This window comes from Demequina sp., from assembly GCF_024642165.1.
Lineage (GTDB): Bacteria > Actinomycetota > Actinomycetes > Actinomycetales > Demequinaceae > Demequina.
The window spans coordinates 1-22,580 of record NZ_JAHEBP010000029.1 but is presented as its reverse complement, the minus strand read 5'-3'; the positions used below and the strand labels follow the sequence as shown (position 1 = coordinate 22,580).

At 71.4% G+C, this 22,580-nt stretch carries 22 protein-coding genes; 13 read left to right on the top strand and 9 right to left on the bottom strand.

Annotation, left to right across the window (positions count from 1 at the left end; all coding sequences use genetic code 11):
• Positions 1-5: 5 nt before the first annotated feature.
• On the top strand, positions 6-1,166 hold the full coding sequence (gene mmsB, locus Q0L54_RS04445; RefSeq protein ID WP_296665773.1) for a multiple monosaccharide ABC transporter permease: 1,161 nt from the start codon (positions 6-8) through the stop codon (positions 1,164-1,166).
• Between the two features lie 26 nt (positions 1,167-1,192).
• Complete coding sequence (locus Q0L54_RS04440; protein ID WP_296665772.1) at positions 1,193-2,329, top strand: LacI family DNA-binding transcriptional regulator; 1,137 nt, start codon at positions 1,193-1,195, stop codon at positions 2,327-2,329.
• 28 nt (positions 2,330-2,357) lie between these two features.
• Here Q0L54_RS04440 and Q0L54_RS04435 read toward each other — a convergent pair whose 3' ends face one another.
• Both Q0L54_RS04435 and Q0L54_RS04430 read right to left on the bottom strand, forming a co-directional pair.
• Positions 2,358-3,395, bottom strand: a complete 1,038-nt coding sequence (locus Q0L54_RS04435; RefSeq protein ID WP_296665771.1) for a LacI family DNA-binding transcriptional regulator — start codon at positions 3,393-3,395, stop codon at positions 2,358-2,360.
• 23 nt (positions 3,396-3,418) lie between these two features.
• On the bottom strand, positions 3,419-4,183 hold the full coding sequence (locus Q0L54_RS04430; RefSeq protein WP_296665770.1) for an SDR family NAD(P)-dependent oxidoreductase: 765 nt from the start codon (positions 4,181-4,183) through the stop codon (positions 3,419-3,421).
• Positions 4,184-4,268: 85 nt separating this feature from the next.
• Between Q0L54_RS04430 and Q0L54_RS04425 the strand changes: the two genes are divergently transcribed.
• The 7 genes from Q0L54_RS04425 (at position 4,269) to Q0L54_RS04395 (ending at position 8,665) form a co-directional block, all read left to right on the top strand.
• Positions 4,269-4,757, top strand: a complete 489-nt coding sequence (locus tag Q0L54_RS04425) for a carbonic anhydrase (RefSeq protein WP_296665769.1) — start codon at positions 4,269-4,271, stop codon at positions 4,755-4,757.
• A 50-nt stretch (positions 4,758-4,807) separates the two neighbouring features.
• Positions 4,808-5,071, top strand: coding sequence for a YkvA family protein (locus Q0L54_RS04420; protein ID WP_296665768.1), 264 nt, complete (start codon positions 4,808-4,810; stop codon positions 5,069-5,071).
• A gap of 70 nt (positions 5,072-5,141) precedes the next feature.
• Positions 5,142-5,867 (top strand): flavodoxin family protein, encoded by a 726-nt coding sequence (locus Q0L54_RS04415; protein WP_296665766.1) that lies wholly within the window; start codon positions 5,142-5,144, stop codon positions 5,865-5,867.
• Complete coding sequence (locus tag Q0L54_RS04410; protein WP_296665765.1) at positions 5,864-6,358, top strand: GyrI-like domain-containing protein; 495 nt, start codon at positions 5,864-5,866, stop codon at positions 6,356-6,358. The genes Q0L54_RS04415 and Q0L54_RS04410 overlap by 4 nt, the downstream gene beginning before the upstream one ends.
• Before the next feature lie 29 nt (positions 6,359-6,387).
• Positions 6,388-7,158: a 5-oxoprolinase subunit PxpA gene (locus tag Q0L54_RS04405; protein ID WP_296665764.1), complete on the top strand. Its 771-nt coding sequence runs from the start codon at positions 6,388-6,390 to the stop codon at positions 7,156-7,158.
• On the top strand, positions 7,155-7,805 hold the full coding sequence (locus Q0L54_RS04400) for a carboxyltransferase domain-containing protein (protein WP_296665761.1): 651 nt from the start codon (positions 7,155-7,157) through the stop codon (positions 7,803-7,805). The genes Q0L54_RS04405 and Q0L54_RS04400 overlap by 4 nt, the downstream gene beginning before the upstream one ends.
• Positions 7,802-8,665 carry a biotin-dependent carboxyltransferase family protein gene (locus tag Q0L54_RS04395; protein ID WP_296665760.1) on the top strand — a complete coding sequence of 288 codons (864 nt, stop codon included), beginning with the start codon at positions 7,802-7,804 and terminating at the stop codon, positions 8,663-8,665. Before Q0L54_RS04400 ends, Q0L54_RS04395 begins: the two co-directional genes overlap by 4 nt.
• 63 nt (positions 8,666-8,728) lie before the next feature.
• On the opposite strand, the gene Q0L54_RS04390 is transcribed toward Q0L54_RS04395, so the two are convergent.
• Together Q0L54_RS04390 and Q0L54_RS04385 are read right to left on the bottom strand one after the other, a co-directional pair.
• Positions 8,729-11,101: a glycoside hydrolase family 3 C-terminal domain-containing protein gene (locus Q0L54_RS04390; RefSeq protein WP_296665758.1), complete on the bottom strand. Its 2,373-nt coding sequence runs from the start codon at positions 11,099-11,101 to the stop codon at positions 8,729-8,731.
• A gap of 158 nt (positions 11,102-11,259) precedes the next feature.
• Positions 11,260-11,949: a fasciclin domain-containing protein gene (locus tag Q0L54_RS04385; protein ID WP_296665757.1), complete on the bottom strand. Its 690-nt coding sequence runs from the start codon at positions 11,947-11,949 to the stop codon at positions 11,260-11,262.
• 244 nt (positions 11,950-12,193) lie between these two features.
• Between Q0L54_RS04385 and Q0L54_RS04380 the strand changes: the two genes are divergently transcribed.
• Positions 12,194-13,933: a cytochrome c biogenesis protein DipZ gene (locus Q0L54_RS04380; RefSeq protein ID WP_296665755.1), complete on the top strand. Its 1,740-nt coding sequence runs from the start codon at positions 12,194-12,196 to the stop codon at positions 13,931-13,933.
• A 30-nt stretch (positions 13,934-13,963) separates the two neighbouring features.
• On the opposite strand, the gene Q0L54_RS04375 is transcribed toward Q0L54_RS04380, so the two are convergent.
• Positions 13,964-15,562 carry an HNH endonuclease signature motif containing protein gene (locus Q0L54_RS04375; protein WP_296665753.1) on the bottom strand — a complete coding sequence of 533 codons (1,599 nt, stop codon included), beginning with the start codon at positions 15,560-15,562 and terminating at the stop codon, positions 13,964-13,966.
• Between the two features lie 146 nt (positions 15,563-15,708).
• On the opposite strand from Q0L54_RS04375, the gene Q0L54_RS04370 reads away from it, so the two are divergent.
• On the top strand, positions 15,709-16,077 hold the full coding sequence (locus tag Q0L54_RS04370; protein ID WP_296665752.1) for a DoxX family protein: 369 nt from the start codon (positions 15,709-15,711) through the stop codon (positions 16,075-16,077).
• Between the two features lie 10 nt (positions 16,078-16,087).
• Here the strand turns inward: Q0L54_RS04370 and Q0L54_RS04365 are convergent, their stop codons facing one another.
• Both Q0L54_RS04365 and Q0L54_RS04360 read right to left on the bottom strand, forming a co-directional pair.
• The gene (locus tag Q0L54_RS04365) at positions 16,088-16,936 is read right to left on the bottom strand and encodes an aldo/keto reductase (protein WP_296665750.1); all 849 of its coding nucleotides are present in this window, start codon (positions 16,934-16,936) and stop codon (positions 16,088-16,090) included.
• A 41-nt stretch (positions 16,937-16,977) separates the two neighbouring features.
• On the bottom strand, positions 16,978-19,242 hold the full coding sequence (locus Q0L54_RS04360) for a family 78 glycoside hydrolase catalytic domain (RefSeq protein ID WP_296665749.1): 2,265 nt from the start codon (positions 19,240-19,242) through the stop codon (positions 16,978-16,980).
• A 153-nt stretch (positions 19,243-19,395) separates the two neighbouring features.
• Between Q0L54_RS04360 and Q0L54_RS04355 the strand changes: the two genes are divergently transcribed.
• On the top strand, positions 19,396-19,953 hold the full coding sequence (locus Q0L54_RS04355) for a dihydrofolate reductase family protein (RefSeq protein ID WP_296665748.1): 558 nt from the start codon (positions 19,396-19,398) through the stop codon (positions 19,951-19,953).
• Here Q0L54_RS04355 and Q0L54_RS04350 read toward each other — a convergent pair.
• Complete coding sequence (locus tag Q0L54_RS04350; protein WP_296665746.1) at positions 19,942-20,775, bottom strand: shikimate 5-dehydrogenase; 834 nt, start codon at positions 20,773-20,775, stop codon at positions 19,942-19,944. The two genes, Q0L54_RS04355 and Q0L54_RS04350, sit on opposite strands and share 12 nt — an antisense overlap.
• Positions 20,776-20,819: 44 nt before the next feature.
• On the bottom strand, positions 20,820-21,968 hold the full coding sequence (locus tag Q0L54_RS04345) for a serine hydrolase (RefSeq protein WP_296665745.1): 1,149 nt from the start codon (positions 21,966-21,968) through the stop codon (positions 20,820-20,822).
• Between the two features lie 106 nt (positions 21,969-22,074).
• Here Q0L54_RS04345 and Q0L54_RS04340 point away from each other — a divergent pair.
• Positions 22,075-22,580 (top strand): wax ester/triacylglycerol synthase domain-containing protein (locus tag Q0L54_RS04340; RefSeq protein ID WP_296665743.1); only part of this gene is annotated, 506 nt, incomplete at its 3' end.

Below are 22,580 nucleotides of genomic sequence, written 5' to 3'. Positions count from 1 at the left end.
CTAGCATCCGGGAGCTGTTGACCCGGAACCTGCGGACGAGCGGCATCTACATCGCGTTCGTCGCGATCATCGCCCTGTTCGCGATCCTCACGGGAGGAACGCTGCTCAGCCCGGGCAACGTCACGAACATCGTCCTGCAGTACTCCTACATCCTGATCCTCGCGATCGGCATGGTGATGGTGATCATCGCCGGCCATATCGACCTCTCGGTGGGCTCCGTGGTCGCGGTGACAGGCGCGGTCTCCGCCGTGCTGGTCATCAAGAACGGCATGCCGTGGTGGGTGGGCGTGCTCGCCGCCATCGTGGTGGGCGTCCTGATCGGCGCGTGGCAGGGATTCTGGGTCGCGTTCGTGGGCATCCCCGCGTTCATCACCACCCTGGCAGGCATGCTCCTGTTCCGCGGCCTGACGCTGCTGGTGCTCAACAACATCTCGCTGTCGCCTTTCCCGGCGGAGTACCAGAAGATCGCGGGTGGCTTCCAGAACGGGATCCTGGGCGGGAACGGTTACGACCTGTTCACGCTGCTGGTGTTCGCGCTGGCCGTCGCGGGATACATGTTCAGCGCCTTCCGCTCGCGTCGCTCCCGCATCGCCTATGAGCAGCCCGTCGAGGCGTTCCCGCTGTTCATCCTCAAGCTGGTCGCCGTGGCGGCCGTGGTGATGTGGTTCGCCTGGCAGCTCGCCAACGCGCGTGGCTTGCCGAACGTGCTCATCATCCTTGCGGTGCTGGTCATCGTGTACACGCTGGTGACCACCCGTACGGTGTTCGGCCGCCACGTCTACGCGATCGGTGGCAACCTGTCCGCCGCGATGCTCTCGGGCGTCAAGGTGCGCTGGGTGAACTTCGGCGTGATGCTCAACATGGGCATCCTCGCCTCGGTTGCCGGCGTGGTGTACTCCTCGCGTTCGAACGGTGCCCAGCCTGCGGCCGGAAACATGTTCGAGCTGGACGCGATCGCCGCCTGCTTCATCGGTGGTGCGGCGGTCACCGGCGGCGTCGGTCGAGTGACCGGTGCCATCGTCGGTGGTCTGATCATGGCGACCATGTCCAACGGCATGCAGCTCATGGGTGTCGACCAGTCGGTGCAGTCCGTGGTCAAGGGCCTGGTGCTGCTGCTCGCCGTCGCGTTCGACGTCTACAACAAGCGCCGCGCGGGCGCTCGCTAGCCACCGCGTCACGAGGGGCTCCGGCGATGTCGCCGGAGCCCCTCGTCGTGCGTGGGGACGATGCGGGTGCCGCGCCGCGCGCCCCCGAACGGTTCTGGGCCATACTCGTCACAGACCCGCCCAAGGACGAGGCCGGTGAGGAGACGCGACCGGTGAGCAACGAGCGACGGCGCCCGACGATCGACGATGTCGCACGCGAGGCGGGGGTTTCGCGCGGCACGGTGTCACGAGTGCTCAACGGCGGCCACTGGGTCTCCGACGGCGCCCGTGCGCACGTCGAGCGCGCGATCCGGTCCACCGGGTACCGGATCAACCCCCACGCCAGGTCGCTCGCCACCAGTCGCACGGGCTCCGTGGGCTTCCTGCTCAACGAGTCGTACGAACGGTTCTTCGCCGACCCGAACTTCCTGCTCATCCTCCGCTCGGCCGCGGACGCGCTCGCGGAGCACGGGATGACGCTGATCCTCATCATGGCCGACACCCCGGACGAGCGCCGGCGTGCCACGGAGTACCTCACGGGCGGGCACGTGGACGGAGCGCTCGTGGTGTCCTCGCATCGCGACAGCCAGGAGCTGCTGCGCACGCTGCTGGGCGCCCACCTGCCCGTGGTCTCGGCCGGGGCCCCGCTGGGCTTCGAGAGCCAGGTGCCCTACGCGACGGCCGACGACGAGGGCGGGGCCCGGGCGATGGTGGAGCACCTCGCGGCCGCGGGCCACCAGCACATCGTCCACATCGCCGGACCTCAGGACACCTCAGGCGGAACCGGGCGCCTGCGGGCGTTCCGGGCGGCCAGGGGAGACCGCTATGCGGACGAGCAGGTCGCGTTCGGCGACTTCGGACGCGCCTCCGGCGCGCGGGCCATGCGGGAGCTGCTGAGCCGCGGGCTCCCGTTCGACGCGGTGTTCTGCGCCAACGACCTCATGGCCGCGGGCGCCATGGACGTGCTCGCCGAGGCGGGCATCCGCGTGCCCGACGACGTCGCCGTCGCGGGATTCGACGACGCCCCGGTCGCGCTCGAGACCACCCCGGCGTTGACGACCGTGCACCAGCCGTTCGATCGCGTGAGCCGGGAGATGGTGCGCCTGCTCCTCGAGCAGATCGGCGGCGGCACGGCCGCGCCGGTCACGCTGCCGACCGAGATCGTGGTCCGCGGCACGGCGTAGCGCTTCCGCGCCTCGCCGGCGGCCGGCGCTAGGCCGGTGCGGCGGTGCTCTCTCGCACCACGAGCTCGCAGGGGATCAGCACGGCCGGCTCCGGCGGCGCCGCGGGCGCGCCCGTGGCGATGCGCGCCAACAGGCTCTCGACCAGCCCGCGGCCCACCGCGCCGAACGGCTGGCGCACCGTCGTGAGCGGCGGGATGAGGAACTCCGCCAAGGTGATGTCGTCGAATCCGACCACCGAGAGGTCCTCGGGCACGCGGCGCCCGTGCCGGTGCGCCGCGAGCAGCAGGCCGGAGGCGATCTCGTCGTTCGCGCAGAACACGGCCGTGACCTCGGGCCGGCCGGCGATCAGGGCGCCGGCGGCGTAGCCCGAGGCGGCGGTCCAGTCGCCACGTACGGGCTCGGGCGCCCGGATCCCGCGCTCGGCCAGCACCCCTCGCCATGCGGCGAGGCGCGCCCGCGCCGGGATCGAGTCCGGCGGCCCGGTGATGTGGTGGACGGTGCGGTGGCCCAGGTCCAGCAGGTGCTCGACCGCGGCCCGGGCGCCGCCCGCGTGATCCGTGCCCACCATGGGCAGACGCCCGCCGAAGGTCGCGTCCGCCACCACCACCGGCAGCCCGGCGGGCAGCTGCAGGCGATGCACGTCCTCGATCTCCGCGCGGATGATGATGAGGCCGTCGATGGCCTGGTGCGAGAGCCGCGACGCGGCCTCGGCCACGTCCTCGTGGGCCGTCGAGTCGATGTCGAGCAGCGTGATGGTGTGGCCGGCGTCGCGTGCCGCCTGCACCACGGCCTCGACCGTGCGGGACTCGCCCGTGCGGGCCAGTTGGTGCGCGATGACGCCGATCGTGTCGAAGCTGCCGCTGCGCAGAGCGCGCGCGGCGGTGTTGGGCGTGTACCCCAGGCGCTCCATCGCGTCGAGAACGCGGCGCCGGGTCTCGGGGCTCACGTTGACCGAGCCGTTCGCCACCCTCGACACCGTCTGCCCCGACACCCCGGCGAGCCTCGCGACGTCCGTCATCGAGGCGCGCGCGGCCGCACGGGCGCGGGCCTGCGGCGTCGGACTCATAGTGAAATCCTAGGCGCTGACGATCAGCGCAGATGCTCCCCGGTGACCTCCGCGAGGCGCGCGATGAGCGCGGCGCGCAGAGCCGGGTCGTGAGCCGCCGCGGGCGCGGCCTCCGAGCGGCGGCGGTGCACGTACTGGCCGGTGCGACGCGCGATCGCCTCGTCGGACGTCACCATCCAGACCGGGGTGTCTGCGCCATCGGACGTGGGCAGCGCCGCGCGCGGCCCGCCCATGCGGGTGCGCACCCAGCCGGGGTGCACCACGTTGATGGGACGGTCCGTGTGACGCGCCGCGAGGTCGAACGCCAGCATGGTGAGGAGCAGCTTCGAGTCCGCGTAGGCCTGCGGGCCGTCCCACGGCTCCGGCGGCGCGAGGTCCACCGCGGGCCGGCCATGGAACGCCGAGTCGGATCCGATGAAGACGATGCGCCGGGGAAGGCTCAGCAGGGCCGAGAGCAGGTAGGGCGCCACCGTGTTGACCTGGACGATGCGCTCGAGGCCGTCCTCGGTGAGGACGGGGGAGGACTGGTCGCCGCCGGCGGCGGCGTTGTGGATGATGACGTCGTACGGGCCGCGGCGGCGGGCGTCGTCGGCGAGCAGCCGCGTCGAGGCGAATGAATCGAGCCGTCCCGTGACCGCGCCGGCGGCGCCGGGCGCCGCCGCGAGGGCCACGTCCGCGCGCGACGCGTCACGGCCGTGCACCACCACCTCGTAGTCGAGGGCGATGAGCCTGCGCGCGATCTCGGCGCCCAGGCCCTGGGCTGCTCCGGTGACCAGGACGCGCGGCATGGGCTCATCGTCGCACGGCAGCCCCTCCGCGACGCAAGAGCCGAATATGCTGTGCTCACCCACGTCCCGAGCCCCGGAGGACCCCATGGCGATCGCCGACGAGCTGCTGGCCAACAACCGCGCCTATACGCAGTCCTACCTGCCCGACCGTCCCCTGCCTCCGCGCAGGCAGCTCGCGATCGTGGCCTGCATGGATTCACGCCTCGACGTGTTCTCCATGCTCGGCCTCGAGATCGGCGACGCCCACGTGATCCGGAACGCCGGCGGCGTGGTCACGGACGACGTGATCCGGTCGCTGGTGATCTCCCAGCGCAAGCTGGGCACGCGCGAGGTGATCCTCATCCACCACACGGACTGCGGCGCGCTCACGTTCACCGACGACGAGCTGCGCAACCAGCTGCTCGAGGAGACGGGCCTCAAGCCCACCTGGAGCCCCGAGTCCTTCCGCGACCTCGACGCGGACCTGCGGCAGTCGATGGAGCGGATCTGGCGCAGCCCCTTCATGGTCGACACGTCGCAGGTGCGCGGATTCGTCTTCGACGTTCACACCGGCGCGCTGCGCGAGGTCGTGTAGTCACCCGTCCCTCGGTGCCGCTCGCGACCGCGTAGCGCATACTGGATGCCATGTGGTGGAGATTCCTCAAGGCGGTCAAGAACGGCGAGCACCGGTTGGCGCCCATGACGTGGATCGCCGCGGTGGGCGCGGTGATCTACACGTTCGTGCCCATCGACATCATCCCCGAGCTGTTCCTGGGGCCCCTCGGGTACGTCGACGACCTGGGCCTGTGGGGCTTCATCGTGGTCCTCGTGACGCGGGAGAAGCAGCAGTGGGAGGCGCGTCTCAACGAGGACGCGATCAACGTGAACGGGCGCTTCGACCAGGTCTGAACTGCGCGTCCTGAACTGCGCATCGTCCCGCCGCCCTGACAGCGCCGCCGCAGTGACGTAGCGTCGGAGGATGAGCGATCCTGACTTCTCCGACCTCACGGCGGTGGTGGTCAACTGCACCCTCAAGCCGTCGCCCACGCTGTCCCACACGCAGGGCCTCCTCGACAACGCGATCGCGATCCTCGAGGCTCAGGGCGTGGCGGTCGACGTGATCCGTGCGGTCGATCACGCGATCGCGCCGGGCGTGTACCCCGACATGCGCGAGGACGTGCCCGGCGGCAACCAGGACGTCGACGACTGGCCGGCGCTCGCGGAGCGGATCCTGGGTGCCCAGATCCTGCTGCTGGGGACCCCCATCTGGCTCGGTGAGAAGTCGTCGGTCGCCACCCGGGTCATCGAGCGCCTCTACGGGCTCTCGGGCCGGCTCAACGACCGCGGCCAGTACCTGTACTACGGGCGCACGGCGGGCGTGGTGGTGACGGGCAACGAGGACGGCGTCAAGCACGTCGCGATGAACACCCTCTACTCGCTGCAGCACCTGGGCTACACCATCCCGCCCAACGCCGACGCGGGCTGGATCGGGGAGGCGGGCCCGGGCCCGTCCTACCTCGACGAGGGCAGCGGGGGACCGGAGAACGACTTCACCCGGCGCAACACCACGTTCATGACCTGGAACCTGTTGCACACGGCGCGTTGGCTCAAGGACGGGGGCGGCTTCCCTGAGGGAGGGAATTCGCGCAGGGAGTGGGACGCCGGGGCCCGGTTCGACCATCCGAACCCGGAGTATCGAGCGTGACCACCCCGACGTTCTCGCGCGAGCCTCGCGAGCCGCGGCGGTACGTCGCGGTGGCCCTCGACGTCACGTTGGCACGGCTGCCGCGGGTGGTGGGCGGCGCATTCGACCGCGTCGCGGCGGCTCTCGGGAGCCACGGGCTGGCGCCCGGGGGCGCGGTCATCCGCTACGTGGCCGTCCTCAAGGACGGCACCTTCGCGATCGAGGTGGGTCACCTGGTCGACGGCGCCGTGCCGCGGGACGATGCGTACGTCCAGGGCGAGCTGCCCGGCGGCGAGTACTCGATCGCCCGGTACGACGGCCCCTACGCGGGCATGGGAGGCGTGACTCGCGCGCTCATGGAGTCGTGGGAGGCGGACGGCTTCCATCCGGCCGTCGAGCAGACCACGACGGGCGAGGACTACGGATGCTGGTATGAGCTCTACCTCGATGCGCCCCGCGAGGGCCCCCAGGGGCCCGAGGGAGCGGTCGAGGTGGCGGTGCTGTCGCGGTAGCGGGCGCCGCGCGTCACTAGGGTGGACTCGTGGTGACGATCGATCTCAACGCAGACCTGGGCGAGGGCTTCGGCCGCTGGACGCTCACCGACGACGACGCGCTGCTCGCCTCGGTGACCAGCGCCAACGTGGCCTGTGGCTTCCACGCGGGCGACCCGGTGACGATGCGCGGCGTCTGCGAGCGCGCGGTGGCCTCGGGAGTGGCGATCGGCGCGCAGGTCTCGTACCGCGATCTTGCGGGCTTCGGGCGCCGCGCGATGGACGTGCCGTCCGAGGAGTTGGCCGCCGAGGTGGCCTATCAGGTGGGCGCGCTGGGGCTGTTCGCGCGGGCGGCGGGCGGCGAGGTGGGCTACGTCAAGCCGCACGGCGCGCTGTACAACCGCGTGGTCCGGGACCGTTTCCAGGCGGGGGCCGTGGTGGAGGGCGTGATGCTCGCGTCGACCGTTGCCGGCGTCCCGCTGGCGGTGATGGGGTTGCCGGGCTCGGAGCTTCTGGAAGTGGCGCGCGACGCCGGCCTGCCCACCGTGTCCGAGGCGTTCGCGGACCGCGCCTATCTCCCAGACGGCACGCTGGCGCCCCGGGGCACGCCGGGCGCGGTGATCGACGACGTCGAGCTGGTGGTCGCGCGCGCGGTCGCCATCGCGACGGGTGTGCCGCTGCTCGCGGTCGACGGCACGGAGCTGTTGGTGCGCGCGGACTCCGTGTGCGTGCATGGCGACACCCCGGGGGCCGCCGCGCTCGCCGCGCGCGTGCGCGAGGCGCTCGAGGAGGCCGGGGTGAGCCTGCGCCCGTTCGCATGATCGTCCACCGCATGGGGGAGCGGGCGCTCCTGGTGGAGGTGGAGGACGGAGCGGCGGCCCAGGCCCTGCACGCCGAGTGCGTGCGGCGCCGAGCGGCCGGGGTGCTGGTCGCGGAGGAGATCGTTCCCGGTGCCCGCACGGTGCTGCTCGATGGAATTGGCGGAACTGGCGGCATCGAGGCCCCTCGCCAAGCGGACGGCTTCGGCGTCGAGGCGCTCGCCCGCTCGCTGCCGCGCTGGCGCATCCCGCCGGTCGAGACCGCGGGCGGCCCTCGGGTCGAGATCCCGGTGATCTTCGACGGACCCGACGTCGCCGACGTGGCGCGGCACTGGGGAGTGGGCGCGGGCGACGTGGGGCGCATCGTCACGTCCACGGAGCTCACCGTCGCGTTCTGCGGCTTCGCGCCGGGCTTCGCGTACCTGGGCGGGCTCGGGCGCGAGGTGCCGCGGCGGGAGACGCCGCGCACGGCCGTGCCCACGGGTGCGGTGGGGCTTGCGGGCGAGTACGCGGGCGTCTATCCGCGCCGGTCGCCCGGTGGATGGCAGATCATCGGGACCGCGGTGGATGTGCTCCTCTGGGACGTCGCGCGCGAGCCCGCGGCGCTGCTCGCGCCCGGCACCCGGGTCCGGTTCGTGGAGGCGCCGTGACGGCGATCGAGATCGTCCGGGCCGGGCCGCTGACCACGGTGCAAGATTTGGGCCGGCGCGGCCACGCCCACCTGGGAGTGCCGCGCGCGGGCGCCGCGGACCTTCCCGCGCATCGGCGAGCCAACGCGCTGGTGGGCAACGGGGACGATGCGGCCACGCTGGAGACCACGATGCTCGGCTTCACCTTCAGAGCGCTCGCGCCGCTGGTGGTCGCGGTCGAGGGCGCCGCGTGCGCCGTGCTGGTGGGAGCGGTGCGCGCGCCCTGGGGGGCGCCGTTCCGGGTGGCGCCCGGGCAGACGGTCGAGGTGGGGCCGGCGGTGGCGGGCCTGCGCTCCTATCTCGCGGTGCGCGGCGGGATCGAGGTCGAGCCGGTGCTCGGCAGCCGGTCCTCGGACACGCTCTCGGGGTTGGGTCCCGCGCCGCTGGCGAACGGCGACGCGGTGGCGGTGGGTGCGGCCCCGGGGGCGCCGGAGGAGTTGTTCGGACGGCCGGCGGCCCACGCGCCCGAGGCCACGAATCGCGTGGAGCTCAAGCTGCGGCGCGGCCCGCGGCAGGACTGGCTGGGAGCAGACGGCTGGGGGGCGCTCGCGGAGGCGGCGTGGCAGGTGAGCGACCGGTCGAACCGCGTGGGCGTGCGGCTCGAGGGCCGGCCGTTGGTGCGGGCGCGCTCGGGCGAGATCGCCAGCGAGGGCCTGGTCACGGGGGCCGTGCAGCTGCCGCCATCGGGCCGGCCGGTGATCTTCCTCGCGGACCACCCCACCACGGGCGGCTACCCCGTGGTGGGCGTGCTCGACGGTGACGCGATCGCCGCCGCAGCCCAGGCGCGGCCCGGGGTCGAACTCAGGTTCCGGGTGCGCTGAGGCGCGCCGCCCGCGGATGGCCCCACGGGCGGCGCCACGGACGGCGACCGATCGACGTCCGAACTAGTGCGCGCGCCACGCCTTCAGGGAGGTGCGGTTGAGAACGCCGAGCATCAGGTCGAGGCGCTTGAACGTCATCTTGCCGCGGCTCGACATGGCGATCATGCGCATCGGCGCCTCCTTGAGGGCGGCGTCGAACATGGCGGCCGTGGTCTCGTCGACGTTCGAGGTGTCGAACTGCTTCCTCGCCTGGTCGAGGATCGCGCGCGCCACCAGTGATCCGAGTGCGGTCTCGTGCAGGTCCGCCGCGGTGGAGTCGCGGTGGAACGGCACGCTGCCCTCCGGCGTCGGGATCTCGCTGCCGAGCATGGTGCGGAATTCGTTGTCGGTGGCGACGTACGCCGCGGGCCCGTGCGAGGGCGACACGGCCTTGCCGTCGGTGATCTTCACGGCGCGGCGCGCACGGATGTCGGTCGACGACGCGGCGACCAGCACCTCGACCTCCCCGGACTCGACCCGCCACTCCTGGGAGCGCACATCCCACACGGCGAAGGCGCGGCGATCGAGCTTGATCGTCACCTTCTGCGACTCCCCGGACGCGACGTGCACCTTGGCGAAGCCCTTGAGCTCCTTCTCGGGGCGGTACGCGACGGACTCGGGGCGGCGGACGTACACCTGCACCACGTCGGAGCCCTCGCGGGGACCCACGTTGGTGACGGTCACCGTGACGCTGTAGCCGTCGCCGGACTTGCGCACCGTGAGACCGGTGTAGTCGAAGGCGGTGTAGCTGAGGCCGTGGCCGAAGGGGAAGCGAGCGGGCACGCCCGCGGAGTCGTGGAAGCGGTAGCCCACGTACAGGCCCTCGCGGTACTCGACCTGCTTCGGGTTCTTCGCGAAGGTGCGATCCGAGGGGAGGTCGGAGGCCGCCATCGGGAACGACTCGGCAAGGCGTCCGCCGGGCGCCACGTCGCCCAGCACCACGTCGGCGAGGGCACTGCCACCGGCCTGGCCGCCCAGGTAGGCCTCGACGATCGCGGCGGGACGGTCCGCCCACGGCAGCTCGACGGGTGCCCCGTTCTGCAGGGCGACCACCGTGTTGGCGTTCGCGTCGAGGGCCGCCATCACCGCGGCGGTGTGCCCGTCCGGCAGGCGCAAGTGGGTGCGGTCGAAGCCTTCGGACTCGTAGGAGTTGGGCAGGCCGGCCACCACGATCACCGCGTCGGCACGGGCCGCCACGTCACGAACCTCCTGGAGCAGGGCCTCCTCGGTGGCTCCGGACGCCGCGTCGTAGCCCGGCGCGTAGGTGATCACCGCATCGTCGCCCACGGCGTGGCGCATGGCGTCCAGGAAGGTGTCGAGCTTCGTGGGGTTCACGAGCGAGGATCCCGCACCCTGGTAGCGGGGCTTCTTGGCGAAGGCGCCCACCACGGCGATGGTGCCGGTGCGGTCGAGCGGGAGGATGCCGTTGTTGGTCAGCAGCACGGTGCCGGCGGCGGCGGCGCGGCGGGCGAGCTGGTGGTGCGACTCGGGGTCCACCTGCGAGGTGGCGACGTCGTTCTGCGAACGCAGGGCGAGGTCGACCACCCGCGTCACGGCGAGGTCGAGCTCGGCGGTGGTGAGCAGGCCCTTGGCGTGCGCGTCGGCGATCTCGGCGTCCCAGGAGCCGTCGGTGCCCGGCATCTCGAGGTCGAGGCCGGCGCACAGCGCGAGGGCGCGGTCCGAGGTGGCGTACCAGTCCGACATCACCAGGCCGTCGAAGCCCCAGTCGTCGCGGAGGGCGTCGGTGAGCAGGCCGCGGCTGATGTCCGCGTGCTCGCCGTTCACCTTGTTGTACGAGCACATCACGGTCCAGGGGTCGGATTCCTTGACCGCGATCTCGAAGCCGGTGAGGTAGAGCTCGTGCAGGGTGCGGTCGTCGACGATGGTGTCGACGGACATGCGGAAGAACTCCTGGTTGTTCGCTGCGTAGTGCTTGATGCACGCGCCCACGCCCTGTGACTGGGTGCCACGCACCATGGCGGCGGCCAACTTGCCGGAGACGAAGGGGTCCTCGGAGAAGTACTCGAAGTTGCGGCCTCCCGCGGGGTGGCGCTTGATGTTGAGGCCGGGGCCGAGCAGCACGGAGACGTCGTTGGCGCGGCTCTCGCGTCCGAGGGCGGCGCCCACCTCCTCCGCGAGCGCCACATCCCACGTCGAGCCCATGGTCACGGCGGGGGGGAAGCAGGTCGCAGGAACCGACTCGTTGAGGCCCAGGTGATCGGTGCTGCCCTTCTGCTTGCGCACTCCGTGGGGGCCGTCGGTCATCAGGATCGAGGGCACGTGGTGCTCCTCGAGGGCCTCGGTGGTCCAGGAGTCGCGGCCCGAGACCAGCCGGATCTTGTCTTCGGTGGACAGGGTCGAGACGATCTGCTCGGCCTTCGCGTAAGTGGCGCGCATGCGATTCCTCGGTTGAGAGTGGGGGGACGCTTCGGTGGCGATGCCCCCAGTCTATCGGTCACGTGTCACCCTTCCGCGGCGCGGACGAGAACGAGCGCACGGATCCGAAGGGATCCGTGCGCTCGTCGTCCTGAGCGGGCGCGCGCGCCCGTCGAGGCTCAGTTGGCCGGGGGCAGCAGCACCGTGTCGACCAGGTAGACGGTCGCGTTGGCGGTCTGGACGCCGCCGCAGATCACGGAGGCATCGCCGTTGACCATGATCTGGTCGCCGGATCCGGTCACGGTGAGGTCCGCGCCGTTGACGGTGGTCAGGGTGCCGGCGATGTCGTCGGGCTCGATCTGGCCGGGAACCACGTGGTAGGTGAGGATCGCGGACAGGGTCGCCGAGTCCGTCTTGAGGGCCTCGATGGTGTCGGGGTCGATGGCGGCGAAGGCGTCGTCGATCGGGGCGAAGACGGTGAACTCGTCGCCGTTGAGGGTGTCGACCAGGTTGACATCGGGGTTCAGCTGGCCGCTCACGGCCGCCACCAGGGTGGTGAGGAGCGGGTTGTTGGAGGCCGCCACGGCGACCGGGTCCTGCGACATGCCCTGGACGGATCCGGCGCCGTCCGGCACGGCCTCGTCGTAGGCGGCGCATCCCGCACCCACGAGGTTCGAGTAGGCGTCCATCACCATGGGCTGCTCGCTCATGGTGTCCGCGGGCATCGCCTCCTGCGTCATCGCGGGCGTCGACTCCATCGCGGTCGTCTCGTCCATGGTGTCGTCGGCGGTCGAGCAGGCGGACAGGGCGAGCGCGCTCGCCAACGCCAGCGTGAGTCCTGCCGCGAACGTGTTCTTGGTGCGGGCCATGAGTTCCTCCGTGGTGCGGGTCCGCCGGGGCGGACTGTCGTGTTCGGCCCCCGTCCGGGGTGCCACCGCGGTTGCGGCTTCACGGGGGGTTCGCCCGGCGGCGATGGGCGGATTGGGATGAATTTCGCGGACACCTTTGCGGACGCCTTTGCGGACGCCGTCGCGGACGTCCTCGCGGACACCGGCGCCAATCCACCCGGCCCCGCCGCGCGAACCCCCGTCAATCACACGGAGAGGCATTGACATGACGCTCGCGATCATCGGGCTGCTCGGCGGTCTCATCACGGGGATCTCCCCGTGCATCCTGCCGGTGCTGCCGGTCATCTTCCTCACGGGCGGGGCGCAGTCGGCGCGCATCGACCTGGGCAACGGACTCGCCGTCGGGAGCACGCAGTCCAGCACGGTGTCGCGGTGGCGGCCTTACCTGGTCATCGCGGGCCTGGTCACCAGCTTCACCGCGGTGACCCTGGTGGGCTCCCTGGTGCTGGGCGCCCTGGGGCTGCCGCAGGACATCATCCGGTGGGTGGCCATGGGCGTGCTGGTCCTCATCGGAATCGGCCTCATCGTTCCCAGGTTCGAGCACCTGCTCGAGCGGCCGTTCGCGTTCCTTCCGCGGCGCGACGTCAACACCCGCAGGAACGGCTTCGGCGTGGGCCTCGCGCTCGGCGCCGTGTTCGTCCCGTGCGCCGGTCCCGTCCTGGCCGCGATCATCGTGGCGGGTTCGACCGGGCAGATCGGGTGGGGCACGGTGGTGCTCACCCTCTCCTTCGCGATCGGGGTCGCCATCCCGCTGCTGGTCTTCGCGCTCGCGGGCCGGGGTCTCGCGGAGCGGATCAAGGCCTTCCGGTCCCGCGAGCGGGGCCTGCGCATCACGGCGGGCGTCGCGATGATCGCGCTCGCCGCAGGGCTGGCGCTCAATCTGCCGCAGCAGCTGCAGCGGCTGGTGCCCGACTACACGGCCGGCGTCCAGCGCCAGCTCACGGACAACGAGGACGCGCGCCAAGCGCTCGACCTGGGCGGCCTGGTCAACGAGGAGAACAAGGACCTCGACCAGTGCACCAACGGCGCGACGGAGCTGGAGTCGTGCGGGACCGCGCCCAGCATCACGGGCATCGAGGGCTGGCTCAACACCCCGGGCGGGGAGGCCGTGGACCTCGCCGACCTGCGCGGGCAGGTGGTGTTGATCGACTTCTGGGCCTACTCCTGCATCAACTGCCAGCGTTCGATCCCGCACGTGGTGGCGTGGGATGAGGCTTACCGCGATGCGGGCTTGGCCGTCATCGGTATCCACTCGCCCGAGTACGCGTTCGAGAAGGACGAGGCCAACGTGGCGGCGGGTGCCCGCGAGTTCGGCATCACCTACCCGGTGGCGCTCGACAACAAGCTGTCGACCTGGACCAACTACCGCAACCGCTACTGGCCGGCGCACTACCTCGTCGATGCCGAGGGCACGGTCCGCCACATCGCCTTCGGCGAGGGCAACTACGCGGCGACGGAGAAGCTCATCCGTGAGCTGCTCGCGGACGCGGATCCCGATGCCGACCTTCCCCCCGCCACCGAGGTCGCGGACGACACCCCGGACGTGGGCTCCACGACGCGTGAGACCTTCATCGGCTCCTCCAAGGACGTCAACTTCGCGGGCCCCGGCTCCTACGGGGCGGGGGAGTCCGAGTTCACCTTCCCGGATCCGCAACCCGACGATTCCTTCGCGCTCGATGGGTCCTGGCGCGTCGAGACGCAGTTCGCGACGCCAACGGACGGGGCGGCAGCCATCCGGCTGGCCTTTCACGCCTCCGAGGTGCGGATGGTCATGGCAGGCGAGGGCGAGGTGCGCGTGCGGCTCGACGACGGCTCGGCCCGCACCATCGCGGTGGGCGGCACGCCCCGGTCTTATGCCATGGCCGACTCGGTAGGCGAGGGGCGCCATGTGCTCTCGGTCGAGGTCGATCCCGGCGTCGAGGTCTACTCGTTCACGTTCGGGTAGCCCCGGGCCCGCGCCGGGCCCGCGCCGGGCTCACGCCGCGGGGGCAGCGGCCGGCTCGGTGGCGGGTGACGAGGCTCCCGGCGGAGATTCGCCCGGCGGAGATTCGCTCGGCGGAGATTCGCTCGGCGGATAGAACCTCGCTCGCCCGCCAAGCCGCCGCGCCCGCGATGGGTCGACCGACGCGGGGGGTCTGAACCACACCTCCGTTGCTGTGGTCTCGATCTCCCAGTTCTGGTCGTGGATCACGTGATGACAGTGGCTGCAGAGCAACACGCCGTTCGCGACGTTGGTCCGGCCGCGGTCGCGGCTCCACCAACGGATGTGGTGGACCTCGGTCCAGGCCGGCGGGGCACCGCAGAACGCGCACCCTCCGTCTCGCTCGCCCAGGGCGAGGCGCTGCGCGCGGGTGAAAAGCCGGCGCCGCCGTCCGAAGTCCAAGAGCTCGCTGCGTCCACCCAGCACGGCGGGCACCACGTCCGCGTCCGCCGCCATCCGCCGCAGCGTCGAGATGTCGATCGGCTGCGTGCACCCGTCGACCTCGGCCAGGCCGAGGCCCCGCTGAAGATCCTTCTCCTCGACGCGCACCACGACCGTCACGGTCGACAGCGGAAGGTCGGTCGCGGAGCAACCGAGCGCGTGGCGTGCCAGAGAGGCCAGGGAGTCCGCTCGCATCTGATCGGTGGTGCGCGTGTCCTCGCCCACCGCCTCACGGCTGCGCCTCATCGCGTCGCCCACCAAGGCATCGAGAGCCGCCCGCAGCGGAGCCCCGGTCTCCGGGTCGAATCGCCCCTGCAGCACCAGCATCCCCTGGCGGTCCTCGTATAGCCGCAGGGTGCGCTCCTGCCGCATGCGCGCGACCTGGCGGTCGTTCTCGGCGACGTCCAGCGCGGCCTTGAATCGCCTGACGATCCGGGCGAACTGGCCGGCGGCCATGCCGGGCGCGCGAGACACCAGGTCACGCTCCGCCGTGCGCCGCCGCTCGACATCCACGGACTCGCTCAACGAGTCGAGCATCGACATGATCAGCGTGCCGCACTCGACGGAGATCTCGCCGCGATCGAGCGCGGCGGTCACGTACGGGTAGCGCGGCGCGGGCCGCGGCGGTGGCGGCGGGGATTCGGGCCCCGGTTCGGCTTCGACGGTGCGCGGCGAGAGGTCGGGCCCGCCCTCGGGCACATCATCGAGCGCGTTGTGGGACTCGGAATCCGGCGTGCCATCGCCGTCCGACACGTCGGGAGAGGCCGCCGCACTCGCCTCCTCGAGCGCACGCCCGACGGCGAGCAACCGCATCGCCTCCGCCCGCGTCGCGCCCATCGCCGCCGCCACCAGGTCCGCCGCGCTCCGGTGCCCCTGGCGCCGCGCGAGGCCTCCCGCGGGGACCTCGTCCGAACGGCGCTCGACCTCCCTGCTGACGCGAGCCAGCACCAGGTCCACCTCACGCGCGAGCATCGCCGCGGCCTCGATCCGCTCGAGCAGCTCCCGCTGTCCCGTCGCCTGGACGTCGGCCGCCGCGGCCAGGTCCCGCATGGTCCCCACCGCCGACCGCGCCTGCGAGCACGCCCGTCCGAAGCCCGCGACGGCCGTGGTGCCGCCGCCGGATTCGGAGTCGAACAGCCGGGGGATGTCCATGGATCCATTCCATCACCGGGGTCTGACATTCACGACGAATCGGACACCGTCAACCTGTGGACAACTACCTGCCAGGGTCGACACTCGCCCCACCGTGTGGTTGCCTGAACGGGATCACCGTCGTTCCCCGGTTCGAAGGAGTCCCCATGATCACCGCGCTCTGGATCCTCAACGGCATCCTCGCGGCCGTCTACCTCGGCGCCGGCGGCATCAAGCTGGTCCGCACCAAGGAGCAGCTGCGAACGTCCGGCCAAGGCTGGACCGACGACTTCAGCCAGGGCGCCATCCGCGGCATCGGCACCGCCGAGCTCCTGGGCGCCATCGGCCTGATACTGCCGCTCGCCACCGGCATCGCGCCCATCCTCACCCCGCTCGCGGCCGTGGGCCTCGCAGCGGACATGGTGGGCGCCGTGATGGTTCATCGGCGCCGCGGCGACCCGTTCATCGTGCCCGCGGTCCTGGCCGTCCTCGCCGCCGCATCGGCGGTACTCGGGTTCATGCACGTTCTCGGCTGAGCGAGGCGCGCTACATCTCCTCGTGCCGCTCGGGGTCGCCGTCGAACAGCCGCCCGTCCGCGCGGCCCAGCGCCGTGATGGCCGCGACCTCCTCCGGCAGCAGCGAGAAGCCGTCGATTGCCAGGTTCTCCACCTGCCGCGACGGCGTCGCGGACTTCGGCAGCGGCAGCGACCCACGCTGGAGGTGCCAGCGCAGGATCACCTGGGCGGGCGTCGCGCCCAACCGCGCCGCCGCATCGGCCACCGCCGGCTCCGTGTAGGGCGCCTGACGCTTGCCCAGCGGGCTCCACGCCTGCGTCACGATCCCCAGCCGCTCGTGGACGGCCATCAACTCGGTCTGCGGGAAGTGCGGGTGCAGCTCGACCTGGTTGATGGCCGGAACCACGCCCGAGTCGTCGATGATCTCCTCGAGCAGGCGCTCCGTGAAGTTCGAGACGCCGATGCTCCGCACCACGCCGCGCTCGCGCAGCTCCACCAGGCCGCGCCACGCCTCGCGATACCTGCCGGTCACCGGGTTGGGCCAGTGGATGAGCAGCACGTCGATCCGGTCGAGCCCCATCCGCGCGCGCGACTCCTCCCCGGACTCGATGGCGCGTTCGAACGCGTGATGCCGCCCCGGCAGCTTGGTCTGCACGGTGACGTCGGATCGCGCGACCCCGGAGGACGCGAGGAATGCGCGCATCGCGGCGCCCACCACGCCCTCGTTCTCGTAGTTGACGGCCGAGTCGAGCAGGCGATACCCCGCGTCCAGCGCGGACCGCACGGCGGCCCCGCCCGCGTCCCCTACCAGGGGATACGTGCCGAATCCGACCGCGGGGATGGAGTGGCCGTCGTTGAGGGCAAGAGGCAAAAGCGTCATGGAATCACCCTAGAACGGGACGATGCGGCGGCCGGGTCGGGCTATGCCGCCGCGGTGAACGTGTGCGCGCCGCCGTCGACCGAGTGCACCGCACCGTCCGGCAGCACCACCTCGACGGGCACGCCCACCGGCGTGTCGATGTCGAGCGCGAAGACCCCGTCCTCGACCCGCCAGGACACCGCGATGCGCCCCACCGGCGACTCGTGCGCGCAGCGCACCCAGTCGAGACCCGGCCCGGGCTGCGGCGCGATGCGGATGGTCGCGTACCCGGGCGATGCGGCCTGGATGCCCGCGACCACCTGGTAGATCCAGTCCGCCACGGCGCCCAGGGCGTAGTGGTTGAAGGACGTCATCTCGCCGGGGTTGATCGAGCCGTCCGGCAGCATCGAGTCCCAGCGCTCCCAGATGGTGGTCGCGCCCATGGTGACCGCGTACAGCCAGGACGGGCAGTTGGTCTGAAGCAGCAGTCGGTAGGCGTCCTCGAGGTACCCGTTCTCGGACAGCGCCCACGTGACGAACGGCGTGCCGGCGAATCCGGTGGTGATGATGTGGCCGCGCTCGCGCACCAGCTCCGCCAGCCGCGCCGCGCCCGCCGCCTGGTCCGCCTGGTCGAGCAGACCGAAGCAGATCGCCAGCGCGTACACGGTGGTGCAGTCCGAGGTGATGATGCCGTCCGCGCTCACGTAGTGCTCGTTGAACGCCGCTCGCGTCTGGGACGCCAATGCCGCCCAGCGGGCCGCATCGTCCGGCCGGCCCAGGATCGAAGCCGCCTCCGCGGCGAACGATGCCGAACGGTACAGGCATGCGGTGGCGACCACCGAGTTGTCGGCCTTCGCATTGAAGGGCGCCTCCGGCGGGGCGTCGGGGTCGAGCCAGTCGCCGAACTGGAACTTCTCCTCCCACAGCCCCGTGGGGGACAGGCGCTTCTCGACGCCCTCGAGGTGGAGAACCATCGCCGGGTAGTGGGCGGCCAGGCGGTCCTTGTCGCCGTACGCGTTCCACAGCGCCTGCGGCACCCACACCGAGGCGTCGCCCCAGATCGCGGTGGGCAGCGGCGGGAACATGTCGAACACGCCGCCGCTCGCGTACTTGAGCGGGTCCGGCACCACGAAGGGCACGGAGCCCAGCTTGGCGTGGCGCGTCTCCTCGGCGAGGTCGAGCAGCCACTTGTGGAGGAAGTCCGCGGTGTCGAACTGGAAGGCCGCGGTGGCCGCGAAGGCGGCGATGTCGCCGGTCCACCCGAGGCGCTCGTCGCGCTGCGGGCAGTCCGTGGGGACGTCGAGGAAGTTGCCCTTCTGGCCCCAGATCGAGTTGCTGATGAGCTGGTTGACCAGCGGCTCCGAGCACTCGAACTCGCTGGTGGCGCGCATCTGCGAGTGCACCACCACGGCCTCGATCGAATCCGCGGTGAGCTCGCCAGGCCAGCCGGTGATCTCCGCGTAGCGGAAGCCGTGGAAGGTGAGCGTGGGTTCGAAGAAGTCCTCGCCGCCGGAGAGCACAAAGGTGTCGGTGGAGGCTGCGGCGCGGAGCGGGCGCGTGCCCAGCTCGTGGTTCTCGAGCACCTCGGCGTGGCGGATGACGATCTCCGTCCCGGCCTCGCCCGCAATGGTGAAGCGCAGCCAACCCACCAGGTTCTGACCGAAGTCGACCAGGGTGCGCCCGGCCGGCGACGTCCAGATCCGTACCGGCCGCAGCACCTCTTGACGCATGATCAGCGGCCCTACCTGCGGCAGCAGTCGCGACCGATCGAACTCGCCCTCGCGCACCGGGAGCTCGGCACCCGCTCCGCGCAGGCGCGCGTCGACGCTCTGCCCCTGGTAGAAGGTGTTCTCCGTGGTGTCGGAGGCGCGCGCGGTCCACGCGGGAGACGTGACGATGCGCTGGGTGGCGCCGTCCGCGAAGGTCACCTCGAGCGCAGCCAACAGGCCGATCTCGCTGCCGTAGTCGATGTTCGCGTCGTCGAAACCCATCTTGCCCCGGTACCAGCCGTTGCCCAGGCGCACGTCGAGGGCGACCGCATCGTCCCCGCCGGCCACCAGGCCGGTCACGTCGAACCGCTGGACCTGGAGGCGCCACTCGTAGGAGGTCCAGCCCGGGTTGAGGACCGATGCGGTGGCGGGCTCGCCGTTGATCACGGGTTCGTAGACGCCGTGGGCGGTGGCGACAAGCATGGCGGACGTCACCTGTGAAGCCGGCTGGTCCAGGGGGACGCTCGTCGACAGCGTGGGAGCGACGCCCTCGGGGGCGTCGATGGTGATGAAGGTGGCGTCCGCCAGGAGGCGCGCGTCGTCGGGGGCCAGGCTCATGTCGCTTCTCTCGCTCGGCGGGACGGCCGGAGGCTCCTGTGCCTCGCATCGTCCCGCGACTGTCGTTGAATCGTATCAATTCGATTCCGTGCTGGCGACCCCCTCCGCCGGGGGCTCCGCCGGGCTAGCGTGTCACACAAGGGAGGGACGCACATGGCACGGCTCATCTACGGCATCAACGCCTCGCTCGACGGTTACATCAACGACGAGCGCGGCGAGTTCGATTTCACCGAGCCCTCCGAGGAGCTTCACGACTACTGGACCGAGCTGGTGCGCGGCGTGGGCACCTGGGTCTACGGCCGGCGGATGTACGAGACCATGGCCGTCTGGGAGACGATGCGCGACGATCCGGACCTTCCCGAGTTCGCGGCGAACTTTGCCCGCGCGTGGTGCGACTCGGACAAGATCGTGATCTCGACCACGCTCGAGACGGCGCCCACGGAGCGCACGTGGATCGAGAGGTCCTTCGATGCCGAACGCATCCGCGAGCTCAAGCTCACCGCGGACCGGGACCTCGCCATCGTGGGCCCCACCGTCGCCGCGCATGCCTTCCGCGCCGGGCTGGTCGACGAGGTCCTGCTGGCCGTCCTCCCCGCGATCGTGGGCGGCGGGACGCGCGCGCTGCCCGACGGAGTCCGGCTCGACCTCGAGCTGATCGAGGAACGGGCGTTCCCTGGCGGGGCAGTGGCGCTCAGGTATTCAGTTCGCTGACTGTTGTTGTTCCGCGCGCGAGAACTCCGAGGCGCGCGCCACCTGCTCCGGCGTGATCGCCACGCCCGTGTAGCGCTCGAACTGGCGCGCGGCCTGGAGGGCGATCACCTCCGCGCCGGTGACGATGCGCTTCCCGGCGTCCCGTCCAGCAACGATGAGCGGCGTCTCGGCGGGGAAGGCCACCACGTCGAACACGACCTCCGCGGCCTCGACGTGGGCGAGGGAGAAGGACAGCGCATCGGCGTCCGGCCCGTGCATCCCCATGGGCGTGACGTTGACGATGACCGCCGCCCCGGGCGCGGGGTCTTCGCCCGTCCACGCGTAGCCGTACTTGTCGGCGAGCGCCCGGCCCGCGGCCTCGTTGCGTGCGAGGACGGTGAGGTCCTCGAAGCCGGCGCCGCGGAAGGCCGCCACCACGGCCTTGGCCATCCCGCCCGAGCCGCGCACCAGCACGGGCAGCGCCGGGTCGATCCCGTGCGAAGCGATCAGCGACGCGACGGCCTCGTAGTCCGTGTTGGAGGCGACCAGCCGGCCGCCCTCGTTGACGATGGTGTTGACGGACTCGATGGCGGCGGCGGACTCCTCGAGCCGGTCGACCAGCGGGATCACCGCCTCCTTGAACGGCATCGACACGGAGCAGCCGCGGATCCCCAGCGCGCGCACGCCGCGGATCGCGCCCTCGATGTCATCGGTGCTGAAGGCCTTGTAGATGAAGTTGAGGCCTAGCTCCTCGTAGAGGAAGTTGTGGAACCGCGTCCCCAGGTTCGATGGCCGGCCCGAGAGCGAGATGCACAGGGTCATGTCCTTGTTGAGGATGGGCATGCCGCCAGCCTAGTTGCGCACGGACGCGCCTCTCTGGCACAGCCTCACTCGATCACGCGCTTCAGCGCGTTCACCAGGTTCACTCCGCGGGGGTCGGGCGTGAGGCGCAGATCGTTGGTGACGAAGCCGAAGCCGATGCGCGCGTCCTCGTCGGCGAATCCCACCTGACCGCCGAGCCCGTCGTGCCCGAAAGACGACGGCGAGAGGAACGGTCGCACCGCGGTGCTGAGCATGAAGCCCGTCGCCCAGCGCGGCCACGGCGGGGGGACGCCCGGGCCCGGAGCGCCGATGCTCTGCACGCGGCGCATGTCGTGGATCACCTCGGGGGAGAGGAGGCTGATGGCCTCGCGATCGGAGACCGTGGCGCTCCAGATGGTGGCGAGCGCCCTCGCGGACGCGATTCCGCCGGCTCCCGGGATCTCCGCCTGCCGCATGTCGGGGTCGTTCCAGCCGATGCCGGGGTCCGCGAATCGCCGCGGGATCGCGTTGCCGAACGTCATCGCTTCGCCCGCAAGCCGCTCGAACTCGGACGCGTCGGTTCTCACGGGCTGGGGCTCGGGGTACCCGTCCTCGACGTACAAGGTGGCGACCTGGTCCGCATGCGCGGGATCGAGGCCGATCCAGGCGTCTGCGCCCAGTGGGCCTGTGATCCGCTCGCTGAAGAAGGTGCCCACGGACTTCCCGGTGATGCGGCGTACCAGCTCTCCGGCGAGCCAGCCGAAGGTCAGGCCGTGGTACGAGTACGTGCTGTCGGGCTCGAACTGGGGGGCCTCCGCGGCGAGCAGATCCACCATCCGATCCCAGTCGATGATGTCCGCCTTCTCGAGGGGCTGGCGGATGAACGGCACGCCGGCACGATGCGCGAGCATGGCACGCACGGAGACTGTCTCCTTGCCGCCGCCGACAAATTCAGGCCAGTACCGCGTGACCGGCGCGTCGAGGTCCAGCAGGCCCTCGTCGACCAGCTCGCCGATCAGGATGCTCACCAGTCCCTTGGTGCAGGAGAAGATCACGCTCGACGTGTGCGGCGTCCACGGGACGTCCGGGCGAGCGTTGCCACCCCACAGGTCGACCACGGGCGTGCCGTCGAGGCGGATGTGAAGAGCCGCTCCGTGCCCGTGGGTGTCCGCGAGGACCTCGTCGAAGACGTCGGCGATGTGCTCGAATCCCGCTGCGGTCTGGCCGTTGGTCATGGTGGCTCCTCTGGGTGGTGGTGCGATCTTCTCAGTGTGCACGCTGTGCGAGTCGACGGGACGAATGTCCCGCGCCGGAGGGCCCGCGGGAGGCGATTCTCGAATCATGGCGTCCCCCGGACACCGCATCAGCGCGACCGACCACACCGAGCTGCTCACCGACGTGGGCCCGGTGCCCAAGCACGTCGGTGCGCTGCTGGCGCTTGACCACGCCGACGCCGCCGCACTCCTTGCCGCGCTCGGAAGCCGGCTCGCGACCATCGACCGCTTTAGCGACCGCCTCCTCATCCCGCGGAACCGGCTGCGACGGCCATCCTGGCGGCCCGACGCGGGCTTCGACGTCGACCGCCACCTCGCCGTGGTCGAGGTGGTCGACGAGCCCGACGCCGAGCAGTTGATCGCCGCCGCGGTGCGCGAGGCCACCGAGCCTCTTCCTCGCGACCGACCGCTGTGGCGTGCCGCGGTCGTGGCGGGCCCGGACGGCCGTGCGCACGGCATCGTCCTCACGATGCACCACGTGCTCGCCGACGGCCTCGGCGGACTCGCGGTCCTCCAGCGGCTGGTCGACGAGCCGCCGCTGCCCGAGCCGCCGCTGCCCGTGCCGGCGGCGCC

Bases quoted from the DNA above. Each gene is read 5' to 3' on its own strand.
- Q0L54_RS04440 (WP_296665772.1), top strand. From the start codon at position 1,193: ATGTCGCCGGAGCCCCTCGTCGTGCGTGGGGACGATGCGGGTGCCGCG.
- Q0L54_RS04435 (WP_296665771.1), bottom strand. From the start codon at position 3,395: ATGAGTCCGACGCCGCAGGCCCGCGCCCGTGCGGCCGCGCGCGCCTCG.
- Q0L54_RS04430 (WP_296665770.1), bottom strand. From the start codon at position 4,183: ATGCCGCGCGTCCTGGTCACCGGAGCAGCCCAGGGCCTGGGCGCCGAG.
- Q0L54_RS04425 (WP_296665769.1), top strand. From the start codon at position 4,269: ATGGCGATCGCCGACGAGCTGCTGGCCAACAACCGCGCCTATACGCAG.
- Q0L54_RS04420 (WP_296665768.1), top strand. From the start codon at position 4,808: ATGTGGTGGAGATTCCTCAAGGCGGTCAAGAACGGCGAGCACCGGTTG.
- Q0L54_RS04415 (WP_296665766.1), top strand. From the start codon at position 5,142: ATGAGCGATCCTGACTTCTCCGACCTCACGGCGGTGGTGGTCAACTGC.
- Q0L54_RS04400 (WP_296665761.1), top strand. From the start codon at position 7,155: ATGATCGTCCACCGCATGGGGGAGCGGGCGCTCCTGGTGGAGGTGGAG.
- Q0L54_RS04390 (WP_296665758.1), bottom strand. From the start codon at position 11,101: ATGCGCGCCACTTACGCGAAGGCCGAGCAGATCGTCTCGACCCTGTCC.
- Q0L54_RS04385 (WP_296665757.1), bottom strand. From the start codon at position 11,949: ATGGCCCGCACCAAGAACACGTTCGCGGCAGGACTCACGCTGGCGTTG.
- Q0L54_RS04380 (WP_296665755.1), top strand. From the start codon at position 12,194: ATGACGCTCGCGATCATCGGGCTGCTCGGCGGTCTCATCACGGGGATC.
- Q0L54_RS04375 (WP_296665753.1), bottom strand. From the start codon at position 15,562: ATGGACATCCCCCGGCTGTTCGACTCCGAATCCGGCGGCGGCACCACG.
- Q0L54_RS04370 (WP_296665752.1), top strand. From the start codon at position 15,709: ATGATCACCGCGCTCTGGATCCTCAACGGCATCCTCGCGGCCGTCTAC.
- Q0L54_RS04365 (WP_296665750.1), bottom strand. From the start codon at position 16,936: ATGACGCTTTTGCCTCTTGCCCTCAACGACGGCCACTCCATCCCCGCG.
- Q0L54_RS04360 (WP_296665749.1), bottom strand. From the start codon at position 19,242: ATGAGCCTGGCCCCCGACGACGCGCGCCTCCTGGCGGACGCCACCTTC.
- Q0L54_RS04355 (WP_296665748.1), top strand. From the start codon at position 19,396: ATGGCACGGCTCATCTACGGCATCAACGCCTCGCTCGACGGTTACATC.
- Q0L54_RS04350 (WP_296665746.1), bottom strand. From the start codon at position 20,775: ATGCCCATCCTCAACAAGGACATGACCCTGTGCATCTCGCTCTCGGGC.
- Q0L54_RS04345 (WP_296665745.1), bottom strand. From the start codon at position 21,968: ATGACCAACGGCCAGACCGCAGCGGGATTCGAGCACATCGCCGACGTC.